At 64.1% G+C, this 24,692-nt stretch carries 20 protein-coding genes, 1 tRNA gene and 2 pseudogenes; 12 read left to right on the top strand and 11 right to left on the bottom strand.

Annotation, left to right across the window (positions count from 1 at the left end):
• The first annotated feature begins 12 nt into the window (after positions 1 to 12).
• The 4 genes from ACLLJI_RS16925 (at position 13) to ACLLJI_RS16910 (ending at position 7,603) form a co-directional block, all read left to right on the top strand.
• On the top strand, positions 13 to 921 hold the full coding sequence (locus ACLLJI_RS16925) for an SURF1 family protein (RefSeq protein WP_434614681.1): 909 nt from the start codon (positions 13 to 15) through the stop codon (positions 919 to 921).
• Positions 918 to 1,394, top strand: coding sequence for a DUF3817 domain-containing protein (locus ACLLJI_RS16920; RefSeq protein ID WP_434614678.1), 477 nt, complete (start codon positions 918 to 920; stop codon positions 1,392 to 1,394). The genes ACLLJI_RS16925 and ACLLJI_RS16920 overlap by 4 nt, the downstream gene beginning before the upstream one ends.
• Before the next feature lie 45 nt (positions 1,395 to 1,439).
• The gene (guaA, locus tag ACLLJI_RS16915) at positions 1,440 to 3,029 is read left to right on the top strand and encodes a glutamine-hydrolyzing GMP synthase (RefSeq protein WP_434614675.1); all 1,590 of its coding nucleotides are present in this window, start codon (positions 1,440 to 1,442) and stop codon (positions 3,027 to 3,029) included.
• A 110-nt stretch (positions 3,030 to 3,139) separates the two neighbouring features.
• A complete protein-coding gene (locus tag ACLLJI_RS16910) occupies positions 3,140 to 7,603 on the top strand; it encodes an AAA family ATPase (protein WP_434614672.1) in 4,464 nt (1,487 codons plus the stop codon).
• Positions 7,604 to 7,627: 24 nt separating this feature from the next.
• Here the strand turns inward: ACLLJI_RS16910 and cpaB are convergent, their stop codons facing one another.
• From cpaB to ACLLJI_RS16895, 3 genes and pseudogenes are all read right to left on the bottom strand, one after another.
• Complete coding sequence (gene cpaB / locus ACLLJI_RS16905) at positions 7,628 to 8,341, bottom strand: Flp pilus assembly protein CpaB (protein ID WP_434614668.1); 714 nt, start codon at positions 8,339 to 8,341, stop codon at positions 7,628 to 7,630.
• Positions 8,342 to 8,603: 262 nt separating this feature from the next.
• A pseudogene (locus tag ACLLJI_RS16900) lies at positions 8,604 to 8,867 on the bottom strand (FmdB family zinc ribbon protein); the annotation flags it as partial.
• A 91-nt stretch (positions 8,868 to 8,958) separates the two neighbouring features.
• Complete coding sequence (locus tag ACLLJI_RS16895) at positions 8,959 to 9,627, bottom strand: 5-formyltetrahydrofolate cyclo-ligase (protein WP_434614665.1); 669 nt, start codon at positions 9,625 to 9,627, stop codon at positions 8,959 to 8,961.
• Between the two features lie 209 nt (positions 9,628 to 9,836).
• Between ACLLJI_RS16895 and galU the strand changes: the two genes are divergently transcribed.
• The 5 genes from galU (at position 9,837) to ACLLJI_RS16870 (ending at position 13,932) form a co-directional block, all read left to right on the top strand.
• The gene (gene galU / locus ACLLJI_RS16890) at positions 9,837 to 10,739 is read left to right on the top strand and encodes a UTP--glucose-1-phosphate uridylyltransferase GalU (RefSeq protein WP_283561940.1); all 903 of its coding nucleotides are present in this window, start codon (positions 9,837 to 9,839) and stop codon (positions 10,737 to 10,739) included.
• 4 nt (positions 10,740 to 10,743) lie between these two features.
• The gene (locus ACLLJI_RS16885; protein ID WP_434614662.1) at positions 10,744 to 11,364 is read left to right on the top strand and encodes a GNAT family N-acetyltransferase; all 621 of its coding nucleotides are present in this window, start codon (positions 10,744 to 10,746) and stop codon (positions 11,362 to 11,364) included.
• 110 nt (positions 11,365 to 11,474) lie between these two features.
• The gene (locus ACLLJI_RS16880; RefSeq protein WP_434614659.1) at positions 11,475 to 12,761 is read left to right on the top strand and encodes a hypothetical protein; all 1,287 of its coding nucleotides are present in this window, start codon (positions 11,475 to 11,477) and stop codon (positions 12,759 to 12,761) included.
• Positions 12,762 to 12,963: 202 nt separating this feature from the next.
• The gene (locus ACLLJI_RS16875; RefSeq protein WP_434614657.1) at positions 12,964 to 13,755 is read left to right on the top strand and encodes an SDR family oxidoreductase; all 792 of its coding nucleotides are present in this window, start codon (positions 12,964 to 12,966) and stop codon (positions 13,753 to 13,755) included.
• Between the two features lie 101 nt (positions 13,756 to 13,856).
• Positions 13,857 to 13,932: transfer RNA gene (locus ACLLJI_RS16870), tRNA-Ala, on the top strand.
• A 278-nt stretch (positions 13,933 to 14,210) separates the two neighbouring features.
• Here ACLLJI_RS16870 and ACLLJI_RS16865 read toward each other — a convergent pair.
• From ACLLJI_RS16865 to ACLLJI_RS16855, 3 genes are all read right to left on the bottom strand, one after another.
• Positions 14,211 to 15,356, bottom strand: coding sequence for a DUF2510 domain-containing protein (locus ACLLJI_RS16865; RefSeq protein ID WP_434614654.1), 1,146 nt, complete (start codon positions 15,354 to 15,356; stop codon positions 14,211 to 14,213).
• Between the two features lie 230 nt (positions 15,357 to 15,586).
• A complete protein-coding gene (locus tag ACLLJI_RS16860; RefSeq protein WP_434614651.1) occupies positions 15,587 to 16,330 on the bottom strand; it encodes a GIY-YIG nuclease family protein in 744 nt (247 codons plus the stop codon).
• Complete coding sequence (locus ACLLJI_RS16855) at positions 16,290 to 17,297, bottom strand: DUF4041 domain-containing protein (RefSeq protein WP_434614648.1); 1,008 nt, start codon at positions 17,295 to 17,297, stop codon at positions 16,290 to 16,292. Before ACLLJI_RS16855 ends, ACLLJI_RS16860 begins: the two co-directional genes overlap by 41 nt.
• Before the next feature lie 345 nt (positions 17,298 to 17,642).
• Here ACLLJI_RS16855 and ACLLJI_RS16850 point away from each other — a divergent pair, with 345 nt between their 5' ends.
• Complete coding sequence (locus ACLLJI_RS16850) at positions 17,643 to 18,149, top strand: transposase (RefSeq protein ID WP_434614645.1); 507 nt, start codon at positions 17,643 to 17,645, stop codon at positions 18,147 to 18,149.
• Positions 18,150 to 18,172: 23 nt separating this feature from the next.
• The gene (locus ACLLJI_RS16845) at positions 18,173 to 18,379 is read left to right on the top strand and encodes a hypothetical protein (protein WP_434614642.1); all 207 of its coding nucleotides are present in this window, start codon (positions 18,173 to 18,175) and stop codon (positions 18,377 to 18,379) included.
• A gap of 4 nt (positions 18,380 to 18,383) precedes the next feature.
• On the opposite strand, the gene ACLLJI_RS16840 is transcribed toward ACLLJI_RS16845, so the two are convergent.
• Positions 18,384 to 20,651: a putative transposase gene (locus ACLLJI_RS16840; RefSeq protein WP_434614640.1), complete on the bottom strand. Its 2,268-nt coding sequence runs from the start codon at positions 20,649 to 20,651 to the stop codon at positions 18,384 to 18,386.
• 191 nt (positions 20,652 to 20,842) lie between these two features.
• On the opposite strand from ACLLJI_RS16840, the gene ACLLJI_RS16835 reads away from it, so the two are divergent.
• On the top strand, positions 20,843 to 21,127 hold the full coding sequence (locus tag ACLLJI_RS16835) for a DDE-type integrase/transposase/recombinase (protein WP_434614637.1): 285 nt from the start codon (positions 20,843 to 20,845) through the stop codon (positions 21,125 to 21,127).
• A gap of 66 nt (positions 21,128 to 21,193) precedes the next feature.
• On the opposite strand, the pseudogene ACLLJI_RS16830 reads toward ACLLJI_RS16835, so the two are convergent.
• The 4 genes and pseudogenes from ACLLJI_RS16830 to ACLLJI_RS16815 form a co-directional block, all read right to left on the bottom strand.
• Positions 21,194 to 21,436, bottom strand: a pseudogene (locus ACLLJI_RS16830) (ATP-binding protein); the annotation flags it as partial.
• 131 nt (positions 21,437 to 21,567) lie between these two features.
• Positions 21,568 to 22,557, bottom strand: coding sequence for a tyrosine-type recombinase/integrase (locus ACLLJI_RS16825; RefSeq protein WP_283562473.1), 990 nt, complete (start codon positions 22,555 to 22,557; stop codon positions 21,568 to 21,570).
• Positions 22,554 to 23,486 (bottom strand): tyrosine-type recombinase/integrase, encoded by a 933-nt coding sequence (locus ACLLJI_RS16820; protein ID WP_434612232.1) that lies wholly within the window; start codon positions 23,484 to 23,486, stop codon positions 22,554 to 22,556. Before ACLLJI_RS16820 ends, ACLLJI_RS16825 begins: the two co-directional genes overlap by 4 nt.
• Positions 23,483 to 24,685: a tyrosine-type recombinase/integrase gene (locus tag ACLLJI_RS16815; RefSeq protein WP_434612234.1), complete on the bottom strand. Its 1,203-nt coding sequence runs from the start codon at positions 24,683 to 24,685 to the stop codon at positions 23,483 to 23,485. Before ACLLJI_RS16815 ends, ACLLJI_RS16820 begins: the two co-directional genes overlap by 4 nt.
• Positions 24,686 to 24,692: the final 7 nt, after the last annotated feature.

Genomic DNA, 24,692 nt, shown 5'->3' with positions numbered 1-24,692 from the left:
TACCTTTAAGGGGTGTTGAAAACCGCCCTGAAACCCCGCTGGATTGCCGCGCTGATCTTTGCGCTCGCGATCTCCGGAGTCTTCGTCCTGCTCAGTCAGTGGCAGTTTTCCCGGTCCACGGAGCGCACGGATGCTCCGCCGGTGGTGCTGGAAAGCGCCAAGCCACTGCTTTCCGTGCTGGATCCGGGGACTCCGATGCACTCCGGCGCGGCTGACCAGCTGGTGACCGCCACGGGGCACTTTGATGCCTCCCGGCAGGTGCTGGTGCAGAACAGGCTGCAGGACGGCGAGAGCGGATACTGGGTGGTGACCGCGTTCGTCGTCGACGGCGCCCCGGTCCTCAAGGGTGCCGTCGCCTCGAACGAGACGGTCATTCCGGTTGCGCGCGGCTGGCTGAGCGATCCGGCACAGGCCCAGGCGCCGACGTCGGGCCCCATCAATTTGGGCGGACGCCTGATACCGTCCGAGGCCCCCAACCCCAAGCCCGATGTCCCGGCAGGGGAAGTCGCGGCGCTCTCCACCGCCCAGCTGGTCAACGTCTGGCAGGTCAGCAGCTACCCGGGCTTCATTATTTCCAACAGTGAGCTGTCCGGGGGCAAGGACGTGGGGGCCCGCGCGGTCGCCGGGAATCTGCACGCCATCACGGTAACGGCACAGCCGGATGAAGCACCCGTCAACTGGCTCAATATCTTCTACGCCATCGAGTGGTTTGTCTTCGCCGGCTTCGCTGTGTTCCTATGGTGGCGGCTCGTGTCCGATGAGTATCGCCGCGGTCAGGAAGGCGACGACGACGATTACTATGACGGCGATGACGACGACGACGACGACGGCGACAGCGGACTGCCCGCAGGGCAGCAGACTACGGGAACCCCAAACGAGGGCGGCACGACGGCCCGAAAATCCAGTGAGGTACATCAGTGACAGCTCCATCCAAGGCTCCCAAACGACGTTTCGGCGGTACCGCCGCGCAGATCAAATCGGCACTCGGGTTTTACAAGGCGCTTGCCTACCTGACCGGGTCCATGCTGCTGCTGCTCACGGCCGAACTTGTGGTGCGCTATGGCTTCAGTTCGGTGCTGATGGCCGGTGGCACCGACGCGGCGACGGGGACGGCGCACGGGTTCGGGTTCGCCGCCGTGCAGGACGGCGGCTTCAGCGTCATGGGCGGCTTTAATCTCTCCACGACTGTGCTGATTGTGCACGGCTGGATGTATGTGGTCTATCTGATTGCCGATTTCCGACTGTGGTCGCTGATGCGCTGGCCGTTCAGCAGGTTCATCCTCATCGCGCTGGGTGGGGTCATCCCGTTTCTGTCCTTTTTCCTGGAGACCAGGATCCACCGGCAAGTGGAGTCAGAGCTGGCAACTTTCCCCAAGGCCTCCAAGCGCTACTGATCCCCACGTTCCGTCGAGGCTTCCGGCTTGGGTTAAGATTGATGGGTGACTACCCCCGTTATGGCCCAGACCGCGCATCAGCCCGTCCTAGTCGTTGACTACGGCGCCCAGTACGCCCAGTTGATCGCCCGCCGCGTCCGCGAGGCCAATGTGTACTCCGAGGTGGTTCCGCACACGCTCAGCACCGAACAGCTGCTGGCCAAGAACCCGGCAGCCATCATCCTTTCCGGTGGTCCCTCTAGCGTCTACGCGGAAGGTGCCCCGTCCGTGGCAGCGGATCTCTTCGAAACCGGGGTCCCCGTGCTGGGGATCTGCTACGGCTTCCAAGCCATGGCGGCGGCGCTGGGCGGCACGGTTGCACAGACCGGTCTGCGCGAATACGGTGCCACCGATATCACCACGGTGGGGGAGGGTCGCTCGATTCTTGCCGGCACCCCCAACCACCAGAATGCCTGGATGAGCCACGGCGACAGCGTCCAGCAGGCTCCGGCCGGATTTGAAGTGCTGGCCAGCACGGCGGGCGCCCCGGTGGCGGCGTTCTCCAATGAGGCGAAATGCCTCTTCGGTGTGCAGTGGCACCCGGAGGTCAAGCACTCGGACTACGGCCAGCAGGTGCTGGAAAACTTCCTGTTCAACGGCGCCAAGCTGGAACCGAACTGGACCACCGGCAACATCGTCGAAGAGCAGGTCCAGCGGATCCGCGAACAGATCGGCGGCGCCCGGGTGATCTGCGGGCTGTCCGGCGGCGTGGACTCCGCCGTGGCTGCCGCACTCGTCCAGCGTGCCGTGGGTGAGCAGTTGACGTGTGTCTTCGTCGATCACGGTCTGCTGCGGGAGGGCGAGGCGGAGCAGGTGGAGCGGGATTTTGTCGCCGCGACCGGCGTCAAGCTTTATGTTGCCAAGGAAACAGACCGTTTCCTCGACGCCCTTGCCGGCGTCTCCGATCCGGAAACCAAGCGCAAAATCATCGGGCGGGAGTTCATCCGGGCGTTCGAAGAGGCGGAGCGGACGCTCATCAATGCGGCCGGCTCGGATGGGGAAGCGATCAAGTTCCTGGTGCAGGGAACGCTGTACCCGGACGTCGTGGAGTCCGGCGGCGGCGAGGGGGCCGCGAACATCAAGAGTCACCACAATGTGGGCGGCCTGCCCGAGGATCTGCAGTTTGAACTGGTCGAACCGCTGCGGGCGTTGTTCAAGGACGAGGTACGGGCCGTCGGCGCGCAGCTCGGGCTGCCGGCTGAAATTGTCGGGCGCCAGCCATTCCCCGGGCCCGGACTGGGGATCCGCATTGTCGGGGACGTCACCCGGGAGCGTCTGGAACTGTTGCGGAAGGCCGACGCCATCGCGCGTGCGGAACTGACCGCCGCCGGGCTGGACAACGAAGTGTGGCAGATGCCCGTGGTGCTGCTGGCCGATGTTCGCAGTGTGGGAGTGCAGGGCGATGGCCGGACTTACGGTCACCCGATCGTGCTCCGTCCGGTTTCCAGTGAGGACGCCATGACGGCGGACTGGTCCCGGCTGCCGTATGACCTGCTGGCCCGGATCTCCAGCCGGATCACCAACGAGGTCGACGGCGTCAACCGCGTCGTGCTGGACGTGACCAGCAAGCCGCCGGGAACCATCGAATGGGAGTAGCGGCGAACGGTGCCGCGGATCGGTCGGAAAAGCCGAATTTGAGGTATTTTCTTCGCCGTTTCAGTGCGCCGTTGCCGCGATAACCAGCCAGCCGGGATAGCCTCAAAAGTATGCCCGTATGGTCCAGATCGTCACGCCCAAGCCCTGAGAGCTCAAGCAAACAGAAGAAGGCACTAGTGTCCGAAAAAGTCAGTCAGGGTGAGGGCTCCGAGGAGCTCCGGACATGGCTGGCCGGGCTGGGCACATACTCCGGGCCGGACACGCTGCTGGCATTCACCAAGGCGCCCGAGGGCAGTATCGACCTGACCCACGCCCACCCCTCCGGCCTGGCGCAGCTGCTGGCCGGCCGGCGGACCAGGCTCTCGACCCTGATCCGCGAAACGGGCCACTACGCCGTCGCCGTCCGCACCGCGGGAACCCTGCGCGCGAAAATCTTTGAGCTCGGCTCGGACCGGGGCATCGACGTCGGCTATCTGGCGGCCGGCACGGCCAGCTGGACCAACCCCGGCAGGACCAACCCCGGCGGAACGAACGCCGGCGCGGCGCAACCGCACCATCTCTGCGCACCCGTGCTGCTTACCGCCGTCGTCCTGACCGCCCGGCCCGGCCAGGACGACTACGAACTGCAGCTCACCGAGCAGGCCCGGATCAACCCGGCACTGGTCCGCAACCTCCAGCAGGTCCACGGCATTTCGGTCGATCCGCAGGCGCTGGCCAGGTTGGCCTACAGCACGGCGCGCTTCGATCCGGCCCCGGTGCTGGAACGGCTCCGCGCGCTGGTTCAGCCCATCAAGGGCGCCGAGGTAGAGCACCATCTGCTGGTGTCCACCTTCGCCGACCTGGCCGAGCACCTGCACGATCCTGCGCTGCTGGCCGGCAATCCGTTCGTCGCCGCACTCAGTTCCAACAACGACGGCGGCACGGGCGGACGCGTCGACGGCACGCAGGAGTCCGCACGGGTCAGGTTCCCGCCGCTGGATGCGCGCGCCCCGCAGGACGAACTCCTGGTCCTGGATGCCGACGCCCGGCAGCAGCGCGTGCTGGATATGATCCGCGCCGGAGACTCGCTGGTCGTGTCGACGCCGCCCGGCACCGGGCAGACACAGACGGCAATCAACGCGGTGGCCGCTCTGGTGCACGAGGGCAAGAGCGTCCTGGTCGTCGGGGAGCGCCGGGCCACACTGAACGAACTGGCGCAGCGGCTCAGCGGTCTGGGATTGGACTCCATGCTGCTGCAGCTCGGCGCGCAGACGGGGCCGCAGCAGCTCAAATCCGCGCTGGTCCGTGCCATCGTGCGCAACGAGAAGGCAACCGAGCCCAAGCTGGCCAATTTGCACCGCACCCTGACCGAGCACCGGCACCAGCTGATGGACCACGTCGCATCGCTGCACAATATCCGTGAACGGTGGGGCTGCTCGCCGTACCAGGCCATGCAGTCGCTGGCGGAGCTGACCTCCATCCACCCGGCGCCTGCGACGACGGTCCGGCTCAAGCGCAGCGTCCTGGACAACATCGCGGACCGCGACGAATTGGCCGGGCGATTGCGCCGCGCCGCGGAACTGGGCAGTTTCAGCAAGGCCGCCACCGCCAGCTCCTGGCACGGTGCGCGGCTGGTGACCCGGAAGGAAACCGAAGAGGCGCACGCCCTGGCCACCGGGTTGCTGGAAAAGCTGCCCGAATTCAACCGGAGGATGAACGAGGTCGCCGACTTCGCGGAAATCCGGCAGGGACATACCTTCGTCGAATGGGGTGAGCAGCTGGAACTGCTGGTCGCCGTCCGGGAAAGCCTGGACAAATTCACCCCGGACATCTTCGACCGTCCGGTCACGGATCTGATTTCCGCCACTGCCAGCTCCGGCTGGCGGCGGGAGCGGAATCTGGCGATGGCGGCCATGCAGCGCTCGCGCCTGCGCCGCGTGGCCAAGGAGTACGTCCGCCCGGGCGTCTACATCTCCGACCTGCACAGCTCGCTGGTGCTGGTCCAGGAGCAGCGTGCGCTGTGGGCGGATTACGCCACCACACAGCGCCACCCGGCGGTGCCATCGGGGCTGGCGGATCTGCGCACCGCCCACACCGAAATCGGCAATGACCTGCAGGCGCTCAGCGCCGCGGTGGAACGAACGGCCGCCGGTGGCGAACTGGACCGGACAGCCTTCGACGAGCTGATCGGACGGCTGCGGCGTCTGGTGGATGAGAAGAAGACGCTGGAAACCCTGCCGGAACGGACGCTGCTGCTGGAGAGCATGCGCGAACACGGGCTGGGCGAACTGCTCGATGATTTGGCGGACCGCGAGGTGGCGCCGGCCGAAACCCGGACGGAACTCGAACTGGCATGGTGGCAGTCGGCCCTGGAAGCGATGATCAGCGGTGATGACTATCTGGCCATGTCGGATGGCGAGAATCTGCGCCGCCTGGAAGCAGAATTCCGGCTGGCGGATCAGGCCCACGTATCCAGCGGCAGCGCCAGGCTGCGCTGGCGGCTCGCACAGCAATGGGCGGCCACGGTCTCCGGACGAAACCGGCAGGGCGAACTGCTGCGCAATTTGCTTAAGGACGACCGCGTCACCCTCGAATCCCTCGCCGCCCAGACGCCCAGTCTGCTGGCGAACCTGTTGCCGGTGTGGACAGCCAGTCCGCTGATGCTGCCATCTGTGATTCCGCCGGGACAGCGCTTTGACGCCGTCGTTATTCTGGATGCCGAGTCAACTTCACTGCAGGCCGCACTGCCGGCCGTGGCCCGCGCGCAGCAGGTGATTGCCTTCGGTGATGAGCAGACCGCCGCTCCGCGCGCCTTCTCCGTGGCCATCGAAAGGGTGGCACGCGGGGAGGAAGACTCCAAGCGGCCCGAAAGCATCTTCGGCTCGCTGGCAAAGGTTCTCCCCAGCAGCAGGCTGAGCGTGTCCTATCGCGCGGTTGACGAGGACCTGGTCCTCCAGCTGAGCAAGAGTTTCTACGACGACCAGCTGGAACGGATGCCCGACGGGCGCACCGTCACCGGCCTGGACAGGTCCCTGGTAGTGGACTATCTGCCGGACGGAACGGGACTGCCCGGTAGCGGGACCGACGGCGTCGAATCGGTGGTCGCCGAGGTTAACCGCGTCGTCGACCTGGTCTTCGAACACGCCCGCGTCCGCCCCCGTTCCTCACTGGCCGTGGTGACCGCCAGCGAGCAACACGCGACGCGGGTAGCCCAGGCGATCCGCATGCAGATGCCCAACCACCCGCTGCTGGCTGATTTCTTCGGCTCCGGCAATGAATCGTTCCGCGTGGTGACCGTGGATCGGGCCGCCGGCCTGGTCCGTGACCACATCATTTTCTCCTTGGGGTACGGGCGCACACCGCATGGGCGCGCCCTCCATAACTTCGGCCCGCTCTCGGCGGCTGACGGCCGCTCAAAGTTTGCTCTCGCCATGACCCGGGCCCGGGAACATCTGCAGATCATCACCTGCTTCCGGCCGGAGGATCTGGATGAGGCCCGGTTGAGCCACGGTGCCCGCGATTTCTATGAGTTGCTGGACCGCGAGTTGGCGGGCAATTCACAGCTGGGAACCACTGCCTCACGCGCGGCGGCCAGCGAGCAGTCTCTGGGTGAAGACGCTCTGGTGGCCGATCTGGCGGAACGGCTGCGTGCCTGCGGTGCGCGCGTCTGGCACCGCTACGACGGGGTCATCGATATGGTGGCAGCCGCCGATCCACTGGAGAATCTCGGAAAACAGGACGACGAGATCCCCACACCGGTGGCCGTTGAGTCCGACGGTACGGCCAAGTACCAGAAGATGAGCGTTAGGGAGCGCAGCCGCCTGCATCCGCAGCTGCTGGAGAAACTTGGCTGGCGCTACATGCCGCTGTGGACGATCGAGGTCTTCACCTACCCGTCCCAGTGCGCTGACCGGATCGGAGGCTATCTTGGCCTCTCGCCGGCCCTGAACGAGGGCGCGGTCTCTTCCCTGTTGGGCGCTGCCGGGAGCAGCCTGGGGGCCGGACAGCATCGGAGTTCGGCAGCCGACCGCGGGGCGGCGGAGCCTGCAGCGCAGGAGAACGCCCGGGAGTCTGTGTCACAGGGGAGCGCACCGGACACTGCAGGGCACGGGATCGCACCCCCGGCCCCAGGGCAGGGGACCGACGCGGCGGAGCAGCCGACGACGGCGAGCGCGGTGCGCCAGGGAACTGTGCCGGGAACCGCGGCGCTGGGAACTGCTACTTCGGAAGAAGCGCCGCGGGATACCGCAGAGCCGGAAGAGGCAGTGCCGGAAGAGGCAAAGCCGGAAATGACAGAGCCGGAAAAGTCAGCGCCGGACGAGACTGAGCTGGAGAGAGCAGAGTCGGACGAGACAGAGCCGGGGAGAGCAGAGCCGGAAATGTCCGAGCACTTCGCCCACGGTGGAACTTACGGCCAGGACACCGGCTCGGACGTCAGTCCAACTGCCGGCTCGGTCTCCGAAGACGCTGCCGCTGCCGCTGAGCCTTTGCTCCCTACCGTTGCGGCCAAAGATGACCCGCGGACCTGGGGCGATAATGCGGACGAGGGCCACGACGACTGGCTGAAGGAGCAGCGGCCGCCGCACTGGGGCTAAGCAACAGATGCACGGCCGAACCGGTCAGCTGGAGTCGATCAGCACCAGGAAGAGCTTGCCACGCGCGGAAGCACCCGCCAGCTTCAGGGCCTGTTCCGCAGAGGCAGCCACGACCACCAGACCGTCCGTTTCCCTTCCGGGGAGCAAGTTCTGGGATTGACCGTTTGCCGGTGGTTTCCAGAGCACCGGGACTGCTTCCGCCAATAGTTGGTTGCTGATGGTCTGGTCCAAGCCGGCGCTGGTGCTTAGCACTACGTTGACCCGCTGCCCCGGGTTGATCAATGCGACGGTGGCCGCGTCGGCAAGCCGGATCGGCACTGCTTGGCTGCCCGGCGGTGCGCCAACGAGCAGGCCGGCACCCAGCAGTGCCGCATCCGTGATGACCTGGCCCTTCCGCAGCGGCCCGGAGAGCTGCTGGCCGGCGACGTTATCCACCGAGCGGAAGGCAGCCCCCGGTACGGCGTACTGCGGCAGATTCTGCACCGCGAGATCCCCCGATCCCAGTGTGGTTCCGCCGGCGAGGTCCCTTGCCGCGACCACCGCTTCGAAAGTGGCCAAGGGTGCTGGTGTTAGCTGCTGGACGATCGTGGCGGCCGCGGCGCAGAACAGCAGCGCGGCCAGCAGGCGGCGCCGCCGCCGCAGCAGCCTGGCCAGCCGGTGGCGTAGCGACGCCCGCGACGCAGCACCTGGATAACTTACCGGACGCAGTTGGGTGGATTGTTGACCGAATTGCTTCATCTCTTGACGCTAAGGGTCATTTCCGGTGCGCGGGGAACGGACGAACGGTTTTGTGGTCGGGGCAGGGGCTGGCGGGCGCCGTGGAGGGAGAATGAGCCCGTTTGTATCCGGGGACGGGGCCGGGCCGGCACGCCCTTTGCCGGGGCGCCGGATGGTTTAGCGCGGCTGTGCTATATCAGCTGGCGGCCGCAGCAGCCGCGGTCGACTTACCCGCGGAGACTGTGGGTTTGCCATTGGAGCTGCCGGAGCTCTTGGAACTGCGGGCTCCCGCGGCGGCCGCCGGCGCCGCAGAAACGGACTCCTTCGCGGAGCTTCCCTTGCCCGCAGCCGGCACGCCGGCGCCCTTGCTGTCGCGCGAGTCCGTCCGGTAGAAGCCTGGCCCTTTGAATACGACGCCCACGGAGTTGAACTTCTTGCGCAGCGCGCCATCGCACGACGGGCAGTCGGTCAGGGAATTGTCACTGAACGACTGCACGATATCGAAGGCGTGGCCGCAGTCCTTGCAGGCGTAAGCGTAGGTTGGCACAGATTTTCCTCCTGAAAACATGGGTCAGGGCCGTGGCTGAACCGGGATACGTTAGCAGTCTAAGGCCCTGAGTGCCAATTCTAGCACTCTCTCAGGTGCCACTCGCCGTCGCTGCCGTATAGCCCCGCGGGGTCAGGACGCCGCCCACACGGGCATCCAGGACGTCGTGTTCCAGTTCTCCGGCGGAGAGCAGCTCATGGTCGTACACCACCGCGGCAGTAGCTGGCCGGGTTCCGGTTTGCGCCAGTGCGGCAAGAAACCGGTCGTAGTATCCGCCCCCATGTCCCAGCCGGTTTCCCCCGGCATCAGCGGCCAGCGCCGGCAGCAGGATTCCGGCAGCTCCGGCCATGACATCCGCAGACTGACGTTCTCCGGCAGGTTCGTCCACGGGAGCCAGTCGGCTGCGCCGCAGGGGAATGTCCGGCCGCCAGCGAACCCAGGATAGCTTGAAGTCCGGCTCACACACGGGCACCAGGATCTGGTAGCCGGCCTGGACCAGAACGTGCAGCAGCTGTTCCGTCGGCGGCTCCGTCCCACCGGAAACGTAGGCACCGAGGCGGACGGGGGCAGACCCTGGGACCGGCCCCGCAGCACTGCCCGAATACGACGCCAGCTCCGCCGCGCTGCCCGACGACGGCCTACGCTGCTCCCCGGCGCCAGCCGAAGGGGCATGCTCCCTCCCGTTGCTCAACGAACGCGCCCAGCTCAGCGCTTGCGCAGCCAGGCGCCGGCCGGCGTCCTCGCGGTCGCCGTCGTTCATTGCCTGCCGTCTAACGCGCAATACTGCGCGCATCTCGCTCTTGCCCCTCATCGTTTCTCCCGTTCCCCTTGGAACCGCATCCGAGCAGCTTTTGCCTCCGTCCGGCCGCACCTGCGGTAGCCGGACGAAGGAGCACCGTATTTGCCGTACCTGCACAATCCGTTGCGCCGCTGCAACCAAACTTCAATATCCTCCAGTAGCCTAGGACAATGACTTCTGCACCTCGAGTTCGCAAGGCCGTAATCCCCGTCGCGGGTCTGGGCACACGCTTCCTCCCGGCCACCAAGGCCATGCCAAAGGAAATGCTCCCCGTCGTCGACAAGCCGGCCATCCAGTACGTTGTCCAGGAGGCCGTCAGTGCCGGTCTTCAGGATGTCCTGATGATCACCGGCCGCAATAAGCGCGCGCTGGAGGACCATTTCGACCGGGTGCCGGGCGTCGAACGGCTGCTTGAGGCCAAGGGGGATGAGGACCGGCTCGCGGCCGTCCAGCACGCCACCGAACTCGGCGAGATCCACTACGTCCGGCAGGGCGACCCCAAGGGCCTGGGCCACGCGGTCATGCGCGCCAAGACCCACGTGGGGAACGAGCCGTTTGCCGTCCTGCTCGGTGATGACCTCATCGACGAGCGCGACGAACTGCTGACCACCATGATGGATGTGCAGGCCAAAACCGGCGGATCCGTCATCGCGCTGATCGAGGTGGAGCCCGAGCAGATCTCCGCCTACGGCTGTGCGGACATGGAGGAGATCGACGGCGAAAGCTACGTGCGCGTCCGGCGGCTCGTGGAGAAGCCCAGCGTGGAGGAAGCGCCATCGAACCTGGCGATGATCGGCCGGTACGTGCTGCATCCGGATATCTTCGCCGTCCTCGAGGAGACGCCGCCGGGCCGCGGCGGAGAAATTCAGCTCACCGATGCGCTGCAGACCATGGCGGGCAGGGAGGGGGATGGCGGTGGCGTCTACGGCGTCGTTTTCCGTGGCCGACGCTACGACACCGGGGACAAGTTGAGCTACCTCAAGGCCGTCGTCACGCTGGCCTGTGACCGTGAAGACCTGGGTCCGGAGCTGCGCAAGTGGCTGGGTGGATTCGCGGCCCAGCTGCCGGCCTAGTGCCGTGTGGGGGGACGCCGGCTGGCCGGTGACACTGGAGTGCGGGGATATTGTGCTCCGGCCGATCCGCTACCGGGACAAAAAAGCCTGGCGTGAAGTCCGCCGGCGCAACGCCGAGTGGCTCGCGCCCTGGGAAGCCACCAGTCCCGTCCCCGGCGCCCAGCTGCCAACCTTCGCCGGCATGGTCCGTGCCCTGAACGATCAGGCGCGGGCGTCCACGGCGCTGCCGTTCGTCATCGCCGAACGGTTCCCCGGCTCCGCGGCGCCGCAGCTGATCGGCCAACTGACTGTCTCCTCGATTGTCTGGGGGTCCGCAATGAGCGCCACGTTGGGGTACTGGGTGGAACAGGAGCGTGCCGGCCGCGGCATTACCCCGACCGCCGTGGCCATGGCCACGGACCACTGTTTCGGCCGTCTTGGCCTGCACCGGATGGAAATTAATATCCGGCCGGAAAACGCGCCGAGTCTGCGGGTGGTGGAGAAACTGGGCTTCCGCGACGAGGGGCTGCGGCCGCGTTATCTGCACATCGACGGGCAATGGACGGACCACCGCAGCTTCGCGCTCACGGCCGAGGAAGTCCCGGAGGGGCTGTTGTCGCGCTGGCTGCGCAGCCGCGGCGACTGACCCACGGCGCCGGACCGGGCGGGATCTAATTCTCCGGTACCTTGCGACACGCCCCAGCTAATGCCCGGGCGGCCATGAATTCCCCTTAAAGTTGAACCGTGGATATCCCCGTGAATACCTCAGTGATTTTGCTGATCGCTGTCGCCCTCTGGCTGGTGTGGGTGGGTCCATATGTGCTGCGCAGACAGCAGCCGATCCCCTTGGCAGACAGTCCGGCCGCGGTCCCGGAGCAGGCCATAGCCTTTGAGGTTGCCCCGGCCCCTCGCCCAGACGTTTTCATGGCCATGGAAACTCCGCCGACGCAGGAGACACAGATGAACAACACCGGCACTTCCCCCGCTCCGTCGGCGGCCAGCGCGCGCCCGCAGACCGCAGCGCGAACGGGGTCCGATGCCCGGCTGCAGGATGACGGCGTCAGGTACGACGGTGGGATGCACGACGGCGGCGGGCGCGGCCAGCACGACGGCGGCACACCTAACGTTGACCGGCACAGTGACGGCGGCCACGACGGCGGCCACGACGGTGCCGCGCGGGCGGCGCCGTCGGCCAGACTTAAAATCCGCTATGGCCGAACCGCCGTGGCCTTGCTGGGCTTCCTGGCGCTGCTGACGGTCGTTATCGGTGGTGGTCTGAAACTGCTGGGCCTGGCATCGGGCCTGATCCCTGCCGCCGGCGGGATCGTCTTCCTCGCCTCGCTTGCATTGCTCCGGGCCCTCGCCATTCGGGGTCGTAGGCGTAAGGTCGACGCCGCCTTCCGAGAGGCCATGGGGTCCGCGCCAGTTCCCGTCCGTACCGCCGCCGCCCACACAGCCACCGCCGGAGCCGCAGGACAGCCAGCTCCCGGCCAGCCCGCCGTTACAGTTTTCGACTCGGCCGATTTTGACGCCGGGGCCACCGGGCACACAGTCCAGGCAGCCCGGGAAGCGAACAAGCCGCTGACCGCCGCCGAACTCCGCCGGGAAGCCCTGGAAGTCGCCGCCCGGGGCGCCGCGGACGCCGAAGTGGCCCACACCCGTGTCGTTGCCGAACCCCCGACCTGGGAGCCGGTCGAAATCCCCAAGCCCGGCTACGTCCAAGCCGCCAAGGCCGACCGTCCCGCCCCGGCCCCGCTGGGACTCCCCGCCGCACCCAAGGCCGCCGCGAAGACATCCATCAAAGCCACCGAAGCTGCCGCGGCCACCGAAGCAGCTGCAGCCACCGAAGCAGCGCCCAGCGAAACCGCCACAGACGTGAAACCGGCCGCCGGGGCGACGGCCGTGGAACCGTCCGGCGGGCAGGCCACAGCGCAACGGTCCGGTGCGCAGACCCCCGCGGGCGCCGTCGTCGTTCCCGCAAAGACCAAACCGGTGCACGGCCTCAGCAACCTCGACGACGTCCTGCAGCGCCGGCGAGCCTAAGCTTCGCCGACCGGCGCTGCTTAGCCCCGAGCGTCCGGTAGGCCGCTGTTTCGGGTCCAGCGTCGTCGGTCTGCACAACTCCCGTCTCAAGCACGGACCCGACAGGCCCGCCGCGATCCGCAAGACCGGGCCCGTTCGCATCCGAGGCAAGATCACGGCTTCCGGCATTCCGCTGACGCGCTGAGCCGGATAGTCTGCTCCCATGGTGTTAATCGCGGTGGCAGGCGGTACCGGAACGGCCGGTCGAATGGTGGTGGCCGAGGCCGCGCGGCGTGGATACGGCGTACGCTCCCTCAGCCGGCACCTGCCCGCGCCCGACCACCCCTCACGCATGGAGGGACCTGAATACGTCGTCGCCGACGCTGCCTCTGGCGAAGGGCTCGCCGAAGCACTGGCCGGGGCGGATCTGCTGATCGAAACCCTGGATGCCAAGATCGGCGCCGCGCTGAAAATTCTCCCCGCCACCAGCGGCCGGTTGCTCCGCGCCGCAGCAGCGGCCGGCGTGGGTCGGGCGGTTCTGCTGACCATCGCCAACGCCGGGAACGCCGATTACGGCTACTACAAGGTGCAGGCGGCCCGCGCACGGCAGTACGAGCGAGCGCAGCTGCCCGCATCCGTGGTCGCCGCCACCCAGTTCCACGATCTGGTGGCCGGCATCTTCAGTTCGGGCGCCAGGTACGGGCTGATCCCCGTGATCAGGGGAGTCTCCTTCCAGCCGATTGCCACCGCGGACGTTGCCCGCGCCCTGGTGGACGCCGCGGTGGATGATGCCGCCCCGGCGCACAGTACCCGGATCATCGGCGGACCCGAGGTGCTGACCATGCGCCAGCTGGTCCAGCAGTGGAAGGCCGCCACCGGGCGCAAGGGCATGACCACCCCGCTGCCGCTGCCGGGCAGCCTGGGCAGATTCCTGCGGCAGGGCGGGAATCTGGTGCCCGAGCATGCCGGCGGGACCGTGACCTTCAGCCAGTGGCTCGATTCCCGCGGCGCTTGAACCGCCGGACTGCAGGATCGGAGTGCTGGATCGGGGGGTGCGGCGTTTGGAAAGTGCAGGTCAGGGCGCTACTCTAAAGAAGTCGATGGCAGTGCCATCGCGGGGCTATGGCGCAGTTGGTAGCGCGCTTCGTTCGCATCGAAGAGGTCAGGAGTTCGAATCTCCTTAGCTCCACCACGAAAGCTCTCTGACCAGCGGAAACGTTGGTTGGAGGGCTTTTCTTCTTGCCCAATTTCCGCCTAGTGACACGGAAACGACACGCTTTTGACCAGCGACACGCTTTGATTTGAACCCATTAGCGCTCATCTTGATATTCCCGGAAGGCCTGCCACCCGATCAGACTCATGGCTTCGCAGGGGGGCGGGTCCTGCCGTCGTCTACAGCACGGACGGACTCCATCATTCTGACTAGCCGATTAGTGCCGATGAGGCGAGACATGCGCCTACGAGCAAGGCCTATTTCGTCATGCGGACGCGTGAGGTCCAAGCTTTGCCGTCCCAATACCTGTAAGGGGCAGCACCTTCTGGATCTGGGTAAAAACCAGGTTCGTTGGCCGAGTCCACCGCTAGATCGGAGGCGGGTTTATCGTTTATGACAGGTGCTTCCTTTTCAAGGTCGTCGCTGAGATTGATAATGCTCGTTTGCATAACCGGTGTAGCGTTCAGAGCCAGCTTGGCTGCGGCTTTTTCTTCACGCAATCTCAGGGCCTCTGCTGCTTTTGCCCCTCGTAGTCGCTGCGCTTCAGCCGTTTTTTCGTCGCGAAGTCGTTGCGCCTCAGCCCCTTTTTCTTCTCGGATTCGTAGAGTTTCGGCCGCCTTTGCAGCTACTGCCTGAGCCTTCAGCTGCTCAGCATCTTCTCTGGCCTGGTGAACGTCCGCAATCGCTTCGCGAATCCCAGATATCTGGGAGTTCTCCGCCAAGATCTTCTCAAGGTCTGCGATGGCTCTGGCATAGGCTTTTTCTTCGAGACTGATGTTGGAGCGCAGAGCCAAGGCCTTGAAGCGAAGATTGTCCGAGTATTTCTTACTTGCAGTCAAGGGCTTAAGACATTCCTTGGCTGCCACCAACTGATCTAACTCGAAATGGGCTTGGGACCTCAAAATCGCCAGCAAACCAGTCAATTCTGAGTCCACAGGCAACGAGTCAGTCAGTCTAATGACCTCTGACCAGTTGCCCTGGTCTGAGTAGAGCTCTGCGAGACTTAGCAGGGCCGGGTACGTCGGATTGAGTCCTTCAACGTACTCAATTGCTTCGGGGATTCTCTGCAGGGACTGTAGCGCTTCCACAAGAGCAAGCGTCAATGCAGCGTTAGTCATGGGGAACTGGGCGGTGACCCCGCCGGCTATCTCCAGCTCGAAGGAGAAATGCGGGAGATATTTCGACATAAAGTGGTTGGCTTCAATGGGGGGCTGCCCATGAATGACACTTTGCAGTGCCTGAACACAAGCCTCGTTGTTGCCGGCCTGCAGATGTTGGAGTCCTAACAGAGCCGCGGCTGCCTGCCCATAGACCGGATGTTGTATGACTCTAGGGTCCAGCTCTGCCGCGTGGCGAGTCACAGCGTAGGCGTAGAGTGCCTTTTCCTCTTTGGGAGCGAGCATTCCTGGCCTGGCCGCAGGTGTATAGCGTGGAGCGGACGCAGAGTTCCGTACTGCAGTTGGTCTGGTTGCAGTCTTGCGTGCAGGCGTCCGCTGAGCAGTGGTCCGACGGGTGCTCGACGTCGACGTGCCCATGATTTTGGTTCGGCCGGCATAGGCGCTGACACCCTTGGCGGAGACGCGAACACGCACTCCAGGCATGACCTTGATTGATGCGCTTTTCTTGAACCCCATTATTTGCCTTTCGACAGTGACAGGCTGAGCCTGAACTCGCTTGCTTCTGATTCTTCCTTAAATTCTAGAGTTGTAACCCCAACCAGACGATTGACGGCTTCCTTGACCTCTGCGGGAGTGGCATAGAAAAACTCACGTCGAAGGTTGACTTTGTTGACTCGTTTAGCCTCGAATTCGCGGTGCAACTGTGCTTCCAGAGCTGCAGCGTCTTCGCTGAAGAAGAGGACGTGGACGTCGTAGAGGAATGGAACGCCGGCTCCGCTAAGTTCACGGATTCGTTCAGTCGGCTCGAGCCTACGAGTCATGCCGATCTTTACGATGCGGTCACCAAAAGCACCCAGATTGGAGATTACATATATGTAGCCCGTGCGCACATTGGCTTGCCGATTTTCAAGGTCGTGGAGCTTGGCGTCGGCATCCGCCACAAATTGCTGCATTGTGGCAATGGCTTCCGGTTCACCGTTCTCTATGGCAATAGCCAAGGCGGCCTGGTATTTGCTGCGTTCCTGCTCAACTTTTTCACGAGCCTTCTGCAGCTCCTTCTCGACCTTTTCTTGTTCGCGGGCCTCCTCCCTCAAAGTTCGCTGGGCCTCACGCTCGTTTGCGACTTTCACATGATAATCAGCGGTGAGCTTGAGTTCGTCCAGTCGCAGCTGGTGATAGTCGTCAGTGATCTCGATGGCCATGCTCTTGCCGAGCTTTTCAATGGAACTCTTGGCGCGCTCCATCCAGAGAATGTGCACGGACTGTTCTAACGCAGTTGTCGGCTTCCGCGTTGTAAGCCCTGAGCATCAACTTGCATTGTTCTCTCACCATTTGGGCTCCCTTGGCAAGGTTTCCGTTGACAGCCCAATTGGTGGCCCCTGTTACCGCACATGCTTTGACTAGTGCTTTTATCGAGGTGCGCAGCTGAGTCAGTCGATCCTTGTACTGGAGGGCATCTTCAAGCGGATGTGAAAAATCGTAGATGCCCAGATCCTGCAGGAGGTTAATTTCACGAGTTTCAACAATGCGGGATTCCAAATCAGCCAAAACGGCCTCGCGCTCGCGAATCCGATGGTCCAGGTCTTGAAGCGCCGAGAGCTTGGCCTCATCTGCTTTGACTGGTGCAGCATTTGGCGTTGGCGTTGCAGTGCCCATTTGGTTCGGTGCTGGTGAGCTCGGCTGGTCGTCAATGACGGCGCCGTAGTGGGTGAGGAGGTCTGGCAGGCCCCCGTTCCAGCCTTGGGATACTGAGCGGACCTTCCAGTCGCCGTTCCTACGGTAGATTTCGGCGACCACGGCAACGCGTTCACTGGAAAGGCCTTCGCAAGGGATGCTGAAAAGGGTGCCAAAATCACTCGTGGCAGTCAGGTCAAGGGAGGACAGTGCCCCCAGCTGGGAGTCTTCCGAGTCCAATGCAGCAGCAATGGCGATGGAGTACACATTTTCGGGCAGTCTTCCGAGTGTTATTTCTGCATTGTGTGCCTGCCCTGGGCCTGCATCATTCCGTCCAAGATACTTGGCTGCACCTGCGGCGTAGTCTGGCTGGTTATAGAAGACAATGTCTGCGTTATCTGTTATTCGGCCGTTGGAATCCAGCAGCAGCATGAACAAGTCCAGTTCGTCAGTTGCTGACGGTGCGGTCCAGCGTAGCTCCAGCCGGAGGGCAGCGTGGAGTGGCGATGCAATAACGGCATTTGCCCCTTTGGGCAGAGATACTTGGGGCATGAGTTGACCAAGCAACGACCGGCCGACAAATCACGTGAGAAACCTAGCGGTGAGTGCCCAGTCTGCGGTGGTCGTCCTACCTAATTGATGCACACCTGCCGCGTTAGTGGCCTAAACGCACCGGCAGAATGCTGCCGAATGCAAATAGCTGGTGCACTAGTGAATCACTGGCTAAATGGACCTGCGGTATATTGCCACTTAAGGGAGTGCCATGGACAGTGATTCAGCCGTAGGTGCCAGTATTCGTGCTGCCCGAAAAGAAGCCGGCCTCCCCTATCAGCCAGACTCGTTAGAGACCGCTTCTTGAACGAGAATAGGGGCTGAAGGCAGGAGGGAAGCTTTACCATGACTACGACCACGAGCACCACCACACCAGCAGGAACCGGTCGGCCCGTACCGGAGGAATCAATCAGTCAGGGCCCGGGCGCGCCGGAGCAGGGCCCCCGGGCCAACCGGTCGGTACGCAGGACCTTTAGCGCCGAGTTCAAACGAGCGATCGTTCGGGAATACGATGCGGCACCGATGGGATCCAAGGGTGCGGTGCTGCGTCGCGAAAGGCTCTATGACTCCCATGTCCAGGAATGGCGGGCCGCGTTCGAAGCGGGCACGCTCGACAAGCCGGCAGCACGTCGGGGCCGGCCGAAGAAAACATCCGAGCAGGTCCAGATCGACCAGCTGACCAAGGAACTGGTCGCGGAGCGGGCCTCGCACGAGAAGACTCGCGACCAGCTGGCTTCTTCGGATGCCGCCTTGGATACCTTGGGAAAAGGAGTCGCGTTCTTGGAAGCTCTCTCGTCGAAGAACGCGTTATCACCGGCATCGGATACCAGTCGTGGCAAGCAGAGACGGTAGCGGAGCTCAGCTCGCATATCGGGGTGGTGAAGGCCTGCAAGCTGGTGGGCCGGTCCCGGGCCACCCATCACCGGCAGGCCAACCCCCAACCGCGGATGCATGGGCCTTGGCCCAAGGCGCAGCACCCGGCGGAGCTCTCGGCGGCGGAGCGTGCCCAGATCCTGACGGTACTCAAACCGGCAGGACTACGCGAACCTTTCACCAACCCAGGTCCAGGACTCCTGACCTAGCGCTTTAATCGCTGAGCGACGTTTCGCGTTTCTTTGTCTCGAATCGCAGGATCCGGTCCGTGCCTGGGTAACGGGTTTCGGTGCTGGTGAGGTGGTCGCAGAGTTCGGCGATCGCGGCCGTGGCCCGTTTGGTGGGGAGGGGGTCGAGGCGGATGGTGAGGTAGCCGTCCCGGCCGGGGTCGATGTCGCCGCTGGTCGTGAGAGCCTGCCGGATCAGGGCGTGGGCTTCGTCGTCGGCGCGGGCGTAGCCGGTGTTGGTGCGGATCTCCCTGGCCAGGGTGGACGCGGTGTTGAACGCGGCCATCCGGATCGCGTGGGTGAGCAGTTTCGTCTCGGTGTCCAGGACCTGCTGGCCCGGGGCGATGTCACCAAGGGGTACCCGGGCCGGGATCTCCTTATGCACCGCCTGCGCCTCCTCGAAGACGGTTTGGGCGGTGAAAAGGTCCGCGGTGATCGCGTTGTGCCCGGCATTGGTGATCAGGACCGTGGCCGTTCCCGGCGCCGGGGTCCGGGCCGCCAGCAACGCGGCATCGGTGTCGGCGAGGGCCTTCCCGTACCGGGTTTTGGCGGTAAGTACGTTCTGGTAGGCCTTGCGTTTGGCCGGGTTCGGCACCGACCGTTCCGGATCATCATCGGTACTGGTGTAGGCGTCGTGGGAATCCAGGGCGAAGCGGATCCTGGCGTAGCGGAAGTAGTTTTCCTGCCGCCACCTGGCACCCATACGGTAAATCGCTTCCCCGGTAGCGAGGTTTGTGTCGGTGGTGAGGATGTGGATCTGCCGTAACCCGCCTGCCGGGACCTTGACCTTGCGGCTGATCTGGCGCATCGACAACACTTCCCCGGTAGTTCCGACAGGCACCTCGACCCGGATGTCGGCCGCGGCCCAGGTCCGGGTTTGTCCGTGTTCGTCGGTGTGCGTGACCTCGCTGAAGAGGGAGTCGTCGATGTCCCCGGTGGTGCCCTTGCGCCAGGTCAGCACATCGAAGCCTTGCCCGCTCATGTGTTGGAACAGGGCCGGGGACCAGCCGCCCCGGTCGAAACCGACCAGCACCCTGCGGTCATCGCCGATAATCAATCGCAGGGTCGGCAGGAGCCGGCGCAGTTCCCCGGTCAGCGCGGCCCCGGGTTCGGCCATGACCACCAGCACCGGGGACCCGTGTCCGTCGGCGACCCAGGTCTCCTCGGTCGCCGGGACCGGGAACTTCAACCTCGTGGAATGGACCTTCCCGATCTTCCTCGTGCCCTGATAGGCGCGGACATGCCCGTCAACGTAGAGCACCGCGGCCAGACCCCCGCCCTCCTCGTCACCGCTGCCGTTCAGGTGTCTGGTTGCCATCGCGGTCAGCAGTTCCCCGGCCCTGCCGGTCCCGGCCAGGGCCGCGGTTTTGCGGCGGAGGGTTTTCACTTCCGGCGCCCGGTCCAGACCCAGCACCCGTCCCATCGCGACCGGGTCGATCCGGGTTATCCCCTCGGCCCGGGGTTCCCCGGCCAGGGCCTGAAACACCGCCCCGGTGAGGATGGTGTCCAGACCGTAAAACCCGTTCGGCAACGCCCCGAACACCTCCTTCGCACACTCCAGCAATCCGGTGTTCACCAGGGCGGGCAGGGCCAGGAACAGCCCGGCCAACGGCACCCGGGCCGCCGGGGCGAACGCCGGGGCCGCGCATTCCAGCAGCCCGGTCCGGGCCCAGGCCCGTTCCCCGGACCGGTCCGCCGCAGCCGGCAGAACCGGCAGCCCTTCCGCCGGTTCGGTGATGACGGGACCGGCTTCCGGGTCCTGCCGGGACGGGTGCGCAGTGGCCGGTTCCTGTGCGGCGGTTTCCATGGCCAATGTCCGCCGGACGGTGAATTCGGAGACACCCACTTTCGCACCGACTGCGCGCAGTGGCAGGCCGGTGGAGCGCAAGGCGCGGATCTCGGACATCATGGATTCCGTCAGCCGGCTGGGCCCCCTCGGGCCCGGCTTTTCCGGGGCCAGACCCAACACCCCATCCATGGCCAGGATCTGGCGCCAGCGCCACAACGTGCCCGGATCCACACCGAAAGCGGCAGAAATCTCCGCCACCGACGCGGCCTTAATGTCCGCCAGTTTCGCCGCCGTGAACCGGCGCGTCGCGGTGTCCCCGACATCCCAGGCGTAAGAGAGTTCCCCATGAACAAAAGCCCTGCCACCCGTCTCATCCTCGACCAGCGACACCGCCAGACCAATCGGGACGGCACTGGCGTCCATGGCCATCGGAAGGGGCAGTTGAGATGTCATCACGCCCATCATCCACCCCTCCCGAAGCCGCCGATTATCTTGCTTAGATTCTATCGCGTCTGAGGGAAAATTAACAGCCGACCACTCAACAAAAACACCGGAATCACACGGAAGCCATCGCGACAGTCACGCCCTATGTCCAGAGTCCTGAGGTCTACGTCCGTGAGCTGGACGAGGGAAGGTATTGGTGCTCGCAGCGGAGCATGTATCGGGTCTTGGCGGAGGCCAAGATGGGCGGGGAACGGCGCCGGCAGGCCACCCATCCAGCTCGGGCGATTCCCGAGCTGGTCGCCACGGAGCCGAACGACGTGTGGTCGTGGGACATCACCAAAATGCGTGGCCCGGCCAAGGGGATCTGGTACCACGCCTACGTGGTGCTCGATATCTTCTCCCGCTACGTGGTCGGTTGGCGGATCGAACGTATCGAAGACGGTCAGCTTGCCGCTGACCTCGTGCAGGAGATCGTTGCTGTGTTTCGTCAACTTTAAGTAGGCCGTTTCAGCGCTAAGAATCAGGCCATCTGAGCACCGTTTCCGGCCATTTGGGTTGGTTGCCTATTTCATCAGGGCATGCTTGACCCTGTAGGACTCGCCGCGGAACTGAAGCAGTCGCCCGTGATGGACGATGCGGTCGATGACGGCAGCTGCCATGTTGTCATCACCGAACACCGTTCCCCACCGGGAGAACTCCAAATTCGTGGTGATAATCAGACTCCGTTTTTCGTAGCCATCGGCGATGACTTGGAACAATAACCGGGCGCCTTCGGTGTCGATCGGAAGGTATCCAAATTCATCAATCTATGCGGATATCCGCATAGATTGATCTATGCCGAGCCGGTAACTATGCCGAGGTGCTGGGAACGCGGGTACCAGAAGAGGCCCTGCCGCTGGGGTCCGGACAAGAATCGGCTGTTCCCATATCGGCATAGTTACAGGCTTTCAAGGAACGCCAGTGTCTTGTCTGTCGGGTGGTAGCGTCCTGGGGTTGCCGCTGTGGGTGTCACGAGGGCGAGTGCTTTTTCCTTGATGGTGAGGTCAGCATGGATATATGCGTCCGTGGAACGAACTCCCGCGTGGCCAAGCCACAATGCGATCACTGAGGTATCAACGCCGGCTTGGAGCAGGGACATGGCACAGGTGTGGCGGAAGACGTGGGGGTGAATTGTCTTGCCTTCCAGTGACGGGCATTGTTGCGTAGCGGTCTTGGCATGAGTGCTGACGCGCAGGGCGACGGCATCGCGGCTGAGGCGGCGTCCGATGCGTGTGGGAAAAAGTGGGTCCTGGGGTTGGACTGCTCGTTCTTTCAACCAGGCCCGCAGTAGCGCTTCGACGGGGACATTGAGTGGAACCTTACGTTGCTTGCGTCCCTTGCCTTCACATCGCACGTTGGCGCCGGTCCCCAGCGTCACGTCATTGCAATTCAGCCCGGTGATCTCCGAAACGCGCAGCCCTGTCTGAATGGCCAACAGCATCAGCGCCTTGTCTCGGCGCCCTTCCCAAGTGGATTGGTCTGGGGCGGCGATCATGGCGTCAACTTCCGGTGCCGTCAGGAAAGTGACGATGCGTTTTTCGAACCGTTTGGGCGGAATCGCCAACACTCGCTGGATCAGGAGCGCATGTTCGGGATGGCGCAGTGCCGCGTAGGAGAAGAGCGAACGGATCGCGGTGAGGCGGACATTGCGGGTTCTGACGCTATTGTGCCGCTGGTCCTCGAGATGGTTGAGAAACCGGGAGATCATGGTCGCGTCCAGGTCGTCCCAATCGAGTCGAGCTGGCAATTTCTTGGTCTGTTCATACACGAACTCCAAAAGGAGTTTGAGGGTGTCTCGGTAGGCGGCGATGGTGCGGGGACTAGCTTGGCGCTGTTGGGCGAGGCGGTCCGTGAAGAACAGTTGCAGGGTCGAGGCGATGAGCGTCATGAGCGTGCCTTCATCCACTGCGCGTCTTGACGTGCGGCGGCCACGGCAAGCAGTTCCGGCGCCGCCGAAAGATACCAGTACGTGGAAGCCGGTTCGCGGTGGCCAAGATACGTTGACAGTGACGGGATCTTGGCCTGCACGTCCTCGTCGCTGCGGTACCAACCAAGCAAGGTTTGAATGGCAAAGGAATGTCTTAGATCATGAATTCTGGGGGCGGAGGGCGAATCGGCCCCGATTCCGGCAGCAGTCACCAGGCACCGGAACGTATGCTGCACGACCTGGTAGCTGAGGCGCTTGCGGGTCAGGGACACGAAGAAACTGGCGTCGATTGATGTTGGCTGCAGTTCATCGCGCAAGGTTGCATGACTCTTCAACGCCTGGATGGTGCTCTCCTGCACTGGCACGAGCCGGGACTTGCCGAACTTGGACTCGCGGATCAACAACACTCTCTCGCTCCAGTCCACGTCCGTGCGGTCAAGTTTGATGGCCTCACCAATGCGCAGCCCAGTTGCCGCCAACAACCCAATCAAGGTTTCATAGGTAGCCGCCCGCAATGGTTGGTCAATCAAGCAGCGGGCCTGGCTCATCAACGCTCCGATATCAGTACTGGAGTAGATGAATGGCAGACGCCATCGCTGGCGGTGGGGCATCAGCTCTAAGGGCGGGACTTCGGTGCCGGGATAGATCCCGGAGAGATAGCGGGCGAATCCGCGTGCCGCGGTCATTCGCCTCGGGCCCACGCTCGAAGGTGCCGTTGTCGATGGTTGCTGCGACCACTCCAACGCCGCCTGCGTGGTTATCGTCGTGCATCCACGGGTATCAAGGAACACTACAAAGCCTGGCAGCAGCCGGTGGCTTTCAGCGAGTTCGTGCCCGAGTGAACGGCGCAGCTGCAGATAGTTCGCCAGGTCCTGCTCCAGCCCGCTCATCGTGCCGTCCCCGGCCATGGTTGGGCCACCTGGCGCAGCGAGTCAAAGTCGACCTTGGCATAAAGAGCCGTCGTGGCCAGATCCTGGTGACGCAGGACCTGGCTGATCGTCGTAAGGCCGGCGCCCTGTTTGAGCATCTCACCAGCCAAGGCATGCCTGAGCCGGTGCGGGCCAAACTTGGGTAGTCCCGCGCGTTTGCAGGCGCGTTCAATGACGTCTCCGACCAAGTCGGCACGGATCGGTCCCCGAGGAGCGCGGCAGGTCAAGAAGACATGAACGGCATCGGCGGGGTTCCGGCCACACGACAAATAGGCCACCAAGGCTTCACCGACTCCGGCGAGCAGCGGCATCCGGTCCTGCCGGCGGGCCTTGCCACGAACCACCAGTTCACCGGCACGCCAATCCATGTCACACAGTTCCAGCCGTGCGACCTCGATTGATCGCAGCCCCAGACGGGCCACCAGCATCGCAATCGCGAAATCCCGGGCGCCCAGCTGCGTGCTGCGGTCAAAACTGTCAAGCAACAACTGCACATCGGTAGCCGAGACTGTCGGTGGCGGCAGAGTTGCCAACCGCCAGCCACCCACCGGGGGTACGGCCGATCCCAGCCGCAGCTCGGTGATTCCTTGCAGATACAGGAAACGCAAAACGGCCCGTAGTTCAGCCACACGGCCCTTCGCCGAGCCGGCCGACACCCTGTTGCACTCCCGTAGCAAGAACGCATTGACATCCGCCCCCGTCAAGGCCGACGGCACGAAAACACCACTACTGTGACACTGTTCCTCGAGGAATCGTCGTGCCGTGTTCTCATATCGGTGCACCGTTGTCGGGGCGAGTCCACGTTCCTGGAACATCCAGGAACGATATTCATCCATCAGCTCGCCAAGTGCTGTCGCCAACGGGGATGCCGCCGGGGCAATACCGGAGTACCGCAAAAATTCCAGCAGTGGCACCAAAGCCCGCGGGCCAGGGAATCTCCGAGTTACCACTGCTTTCCGGGCAGACAAAAACCCGCTCAGGACCTGCTCATTCAACTCCTCGGCCCTCAACCCCTCGGAAGAGAGCCATCGACCGACCCGCCCAATGTCCTTGAGCATGTTCCGGATTGTGCCCGGCGTGTAGCCCCGCCGCACCAACCATGCCCGATACCCCTCAACCTGCGCACCCAGTTGACCGTCATTTCTCTTCGGTCCAGACATGAGATTT

Source organism: Arthrobacter sp. A5, assembly GCF_051131705.1.
In the GTDB taxonomy this organism is placed as follows: domain Bacteria; phylum Actinomycetota; class Actinomycetes; order Actinomycetales; family Micrococcaceae; genus Arthrobacter_M.
This window is presented reverse-complemented; position numbering and strand designations above follow the sequence as displayed.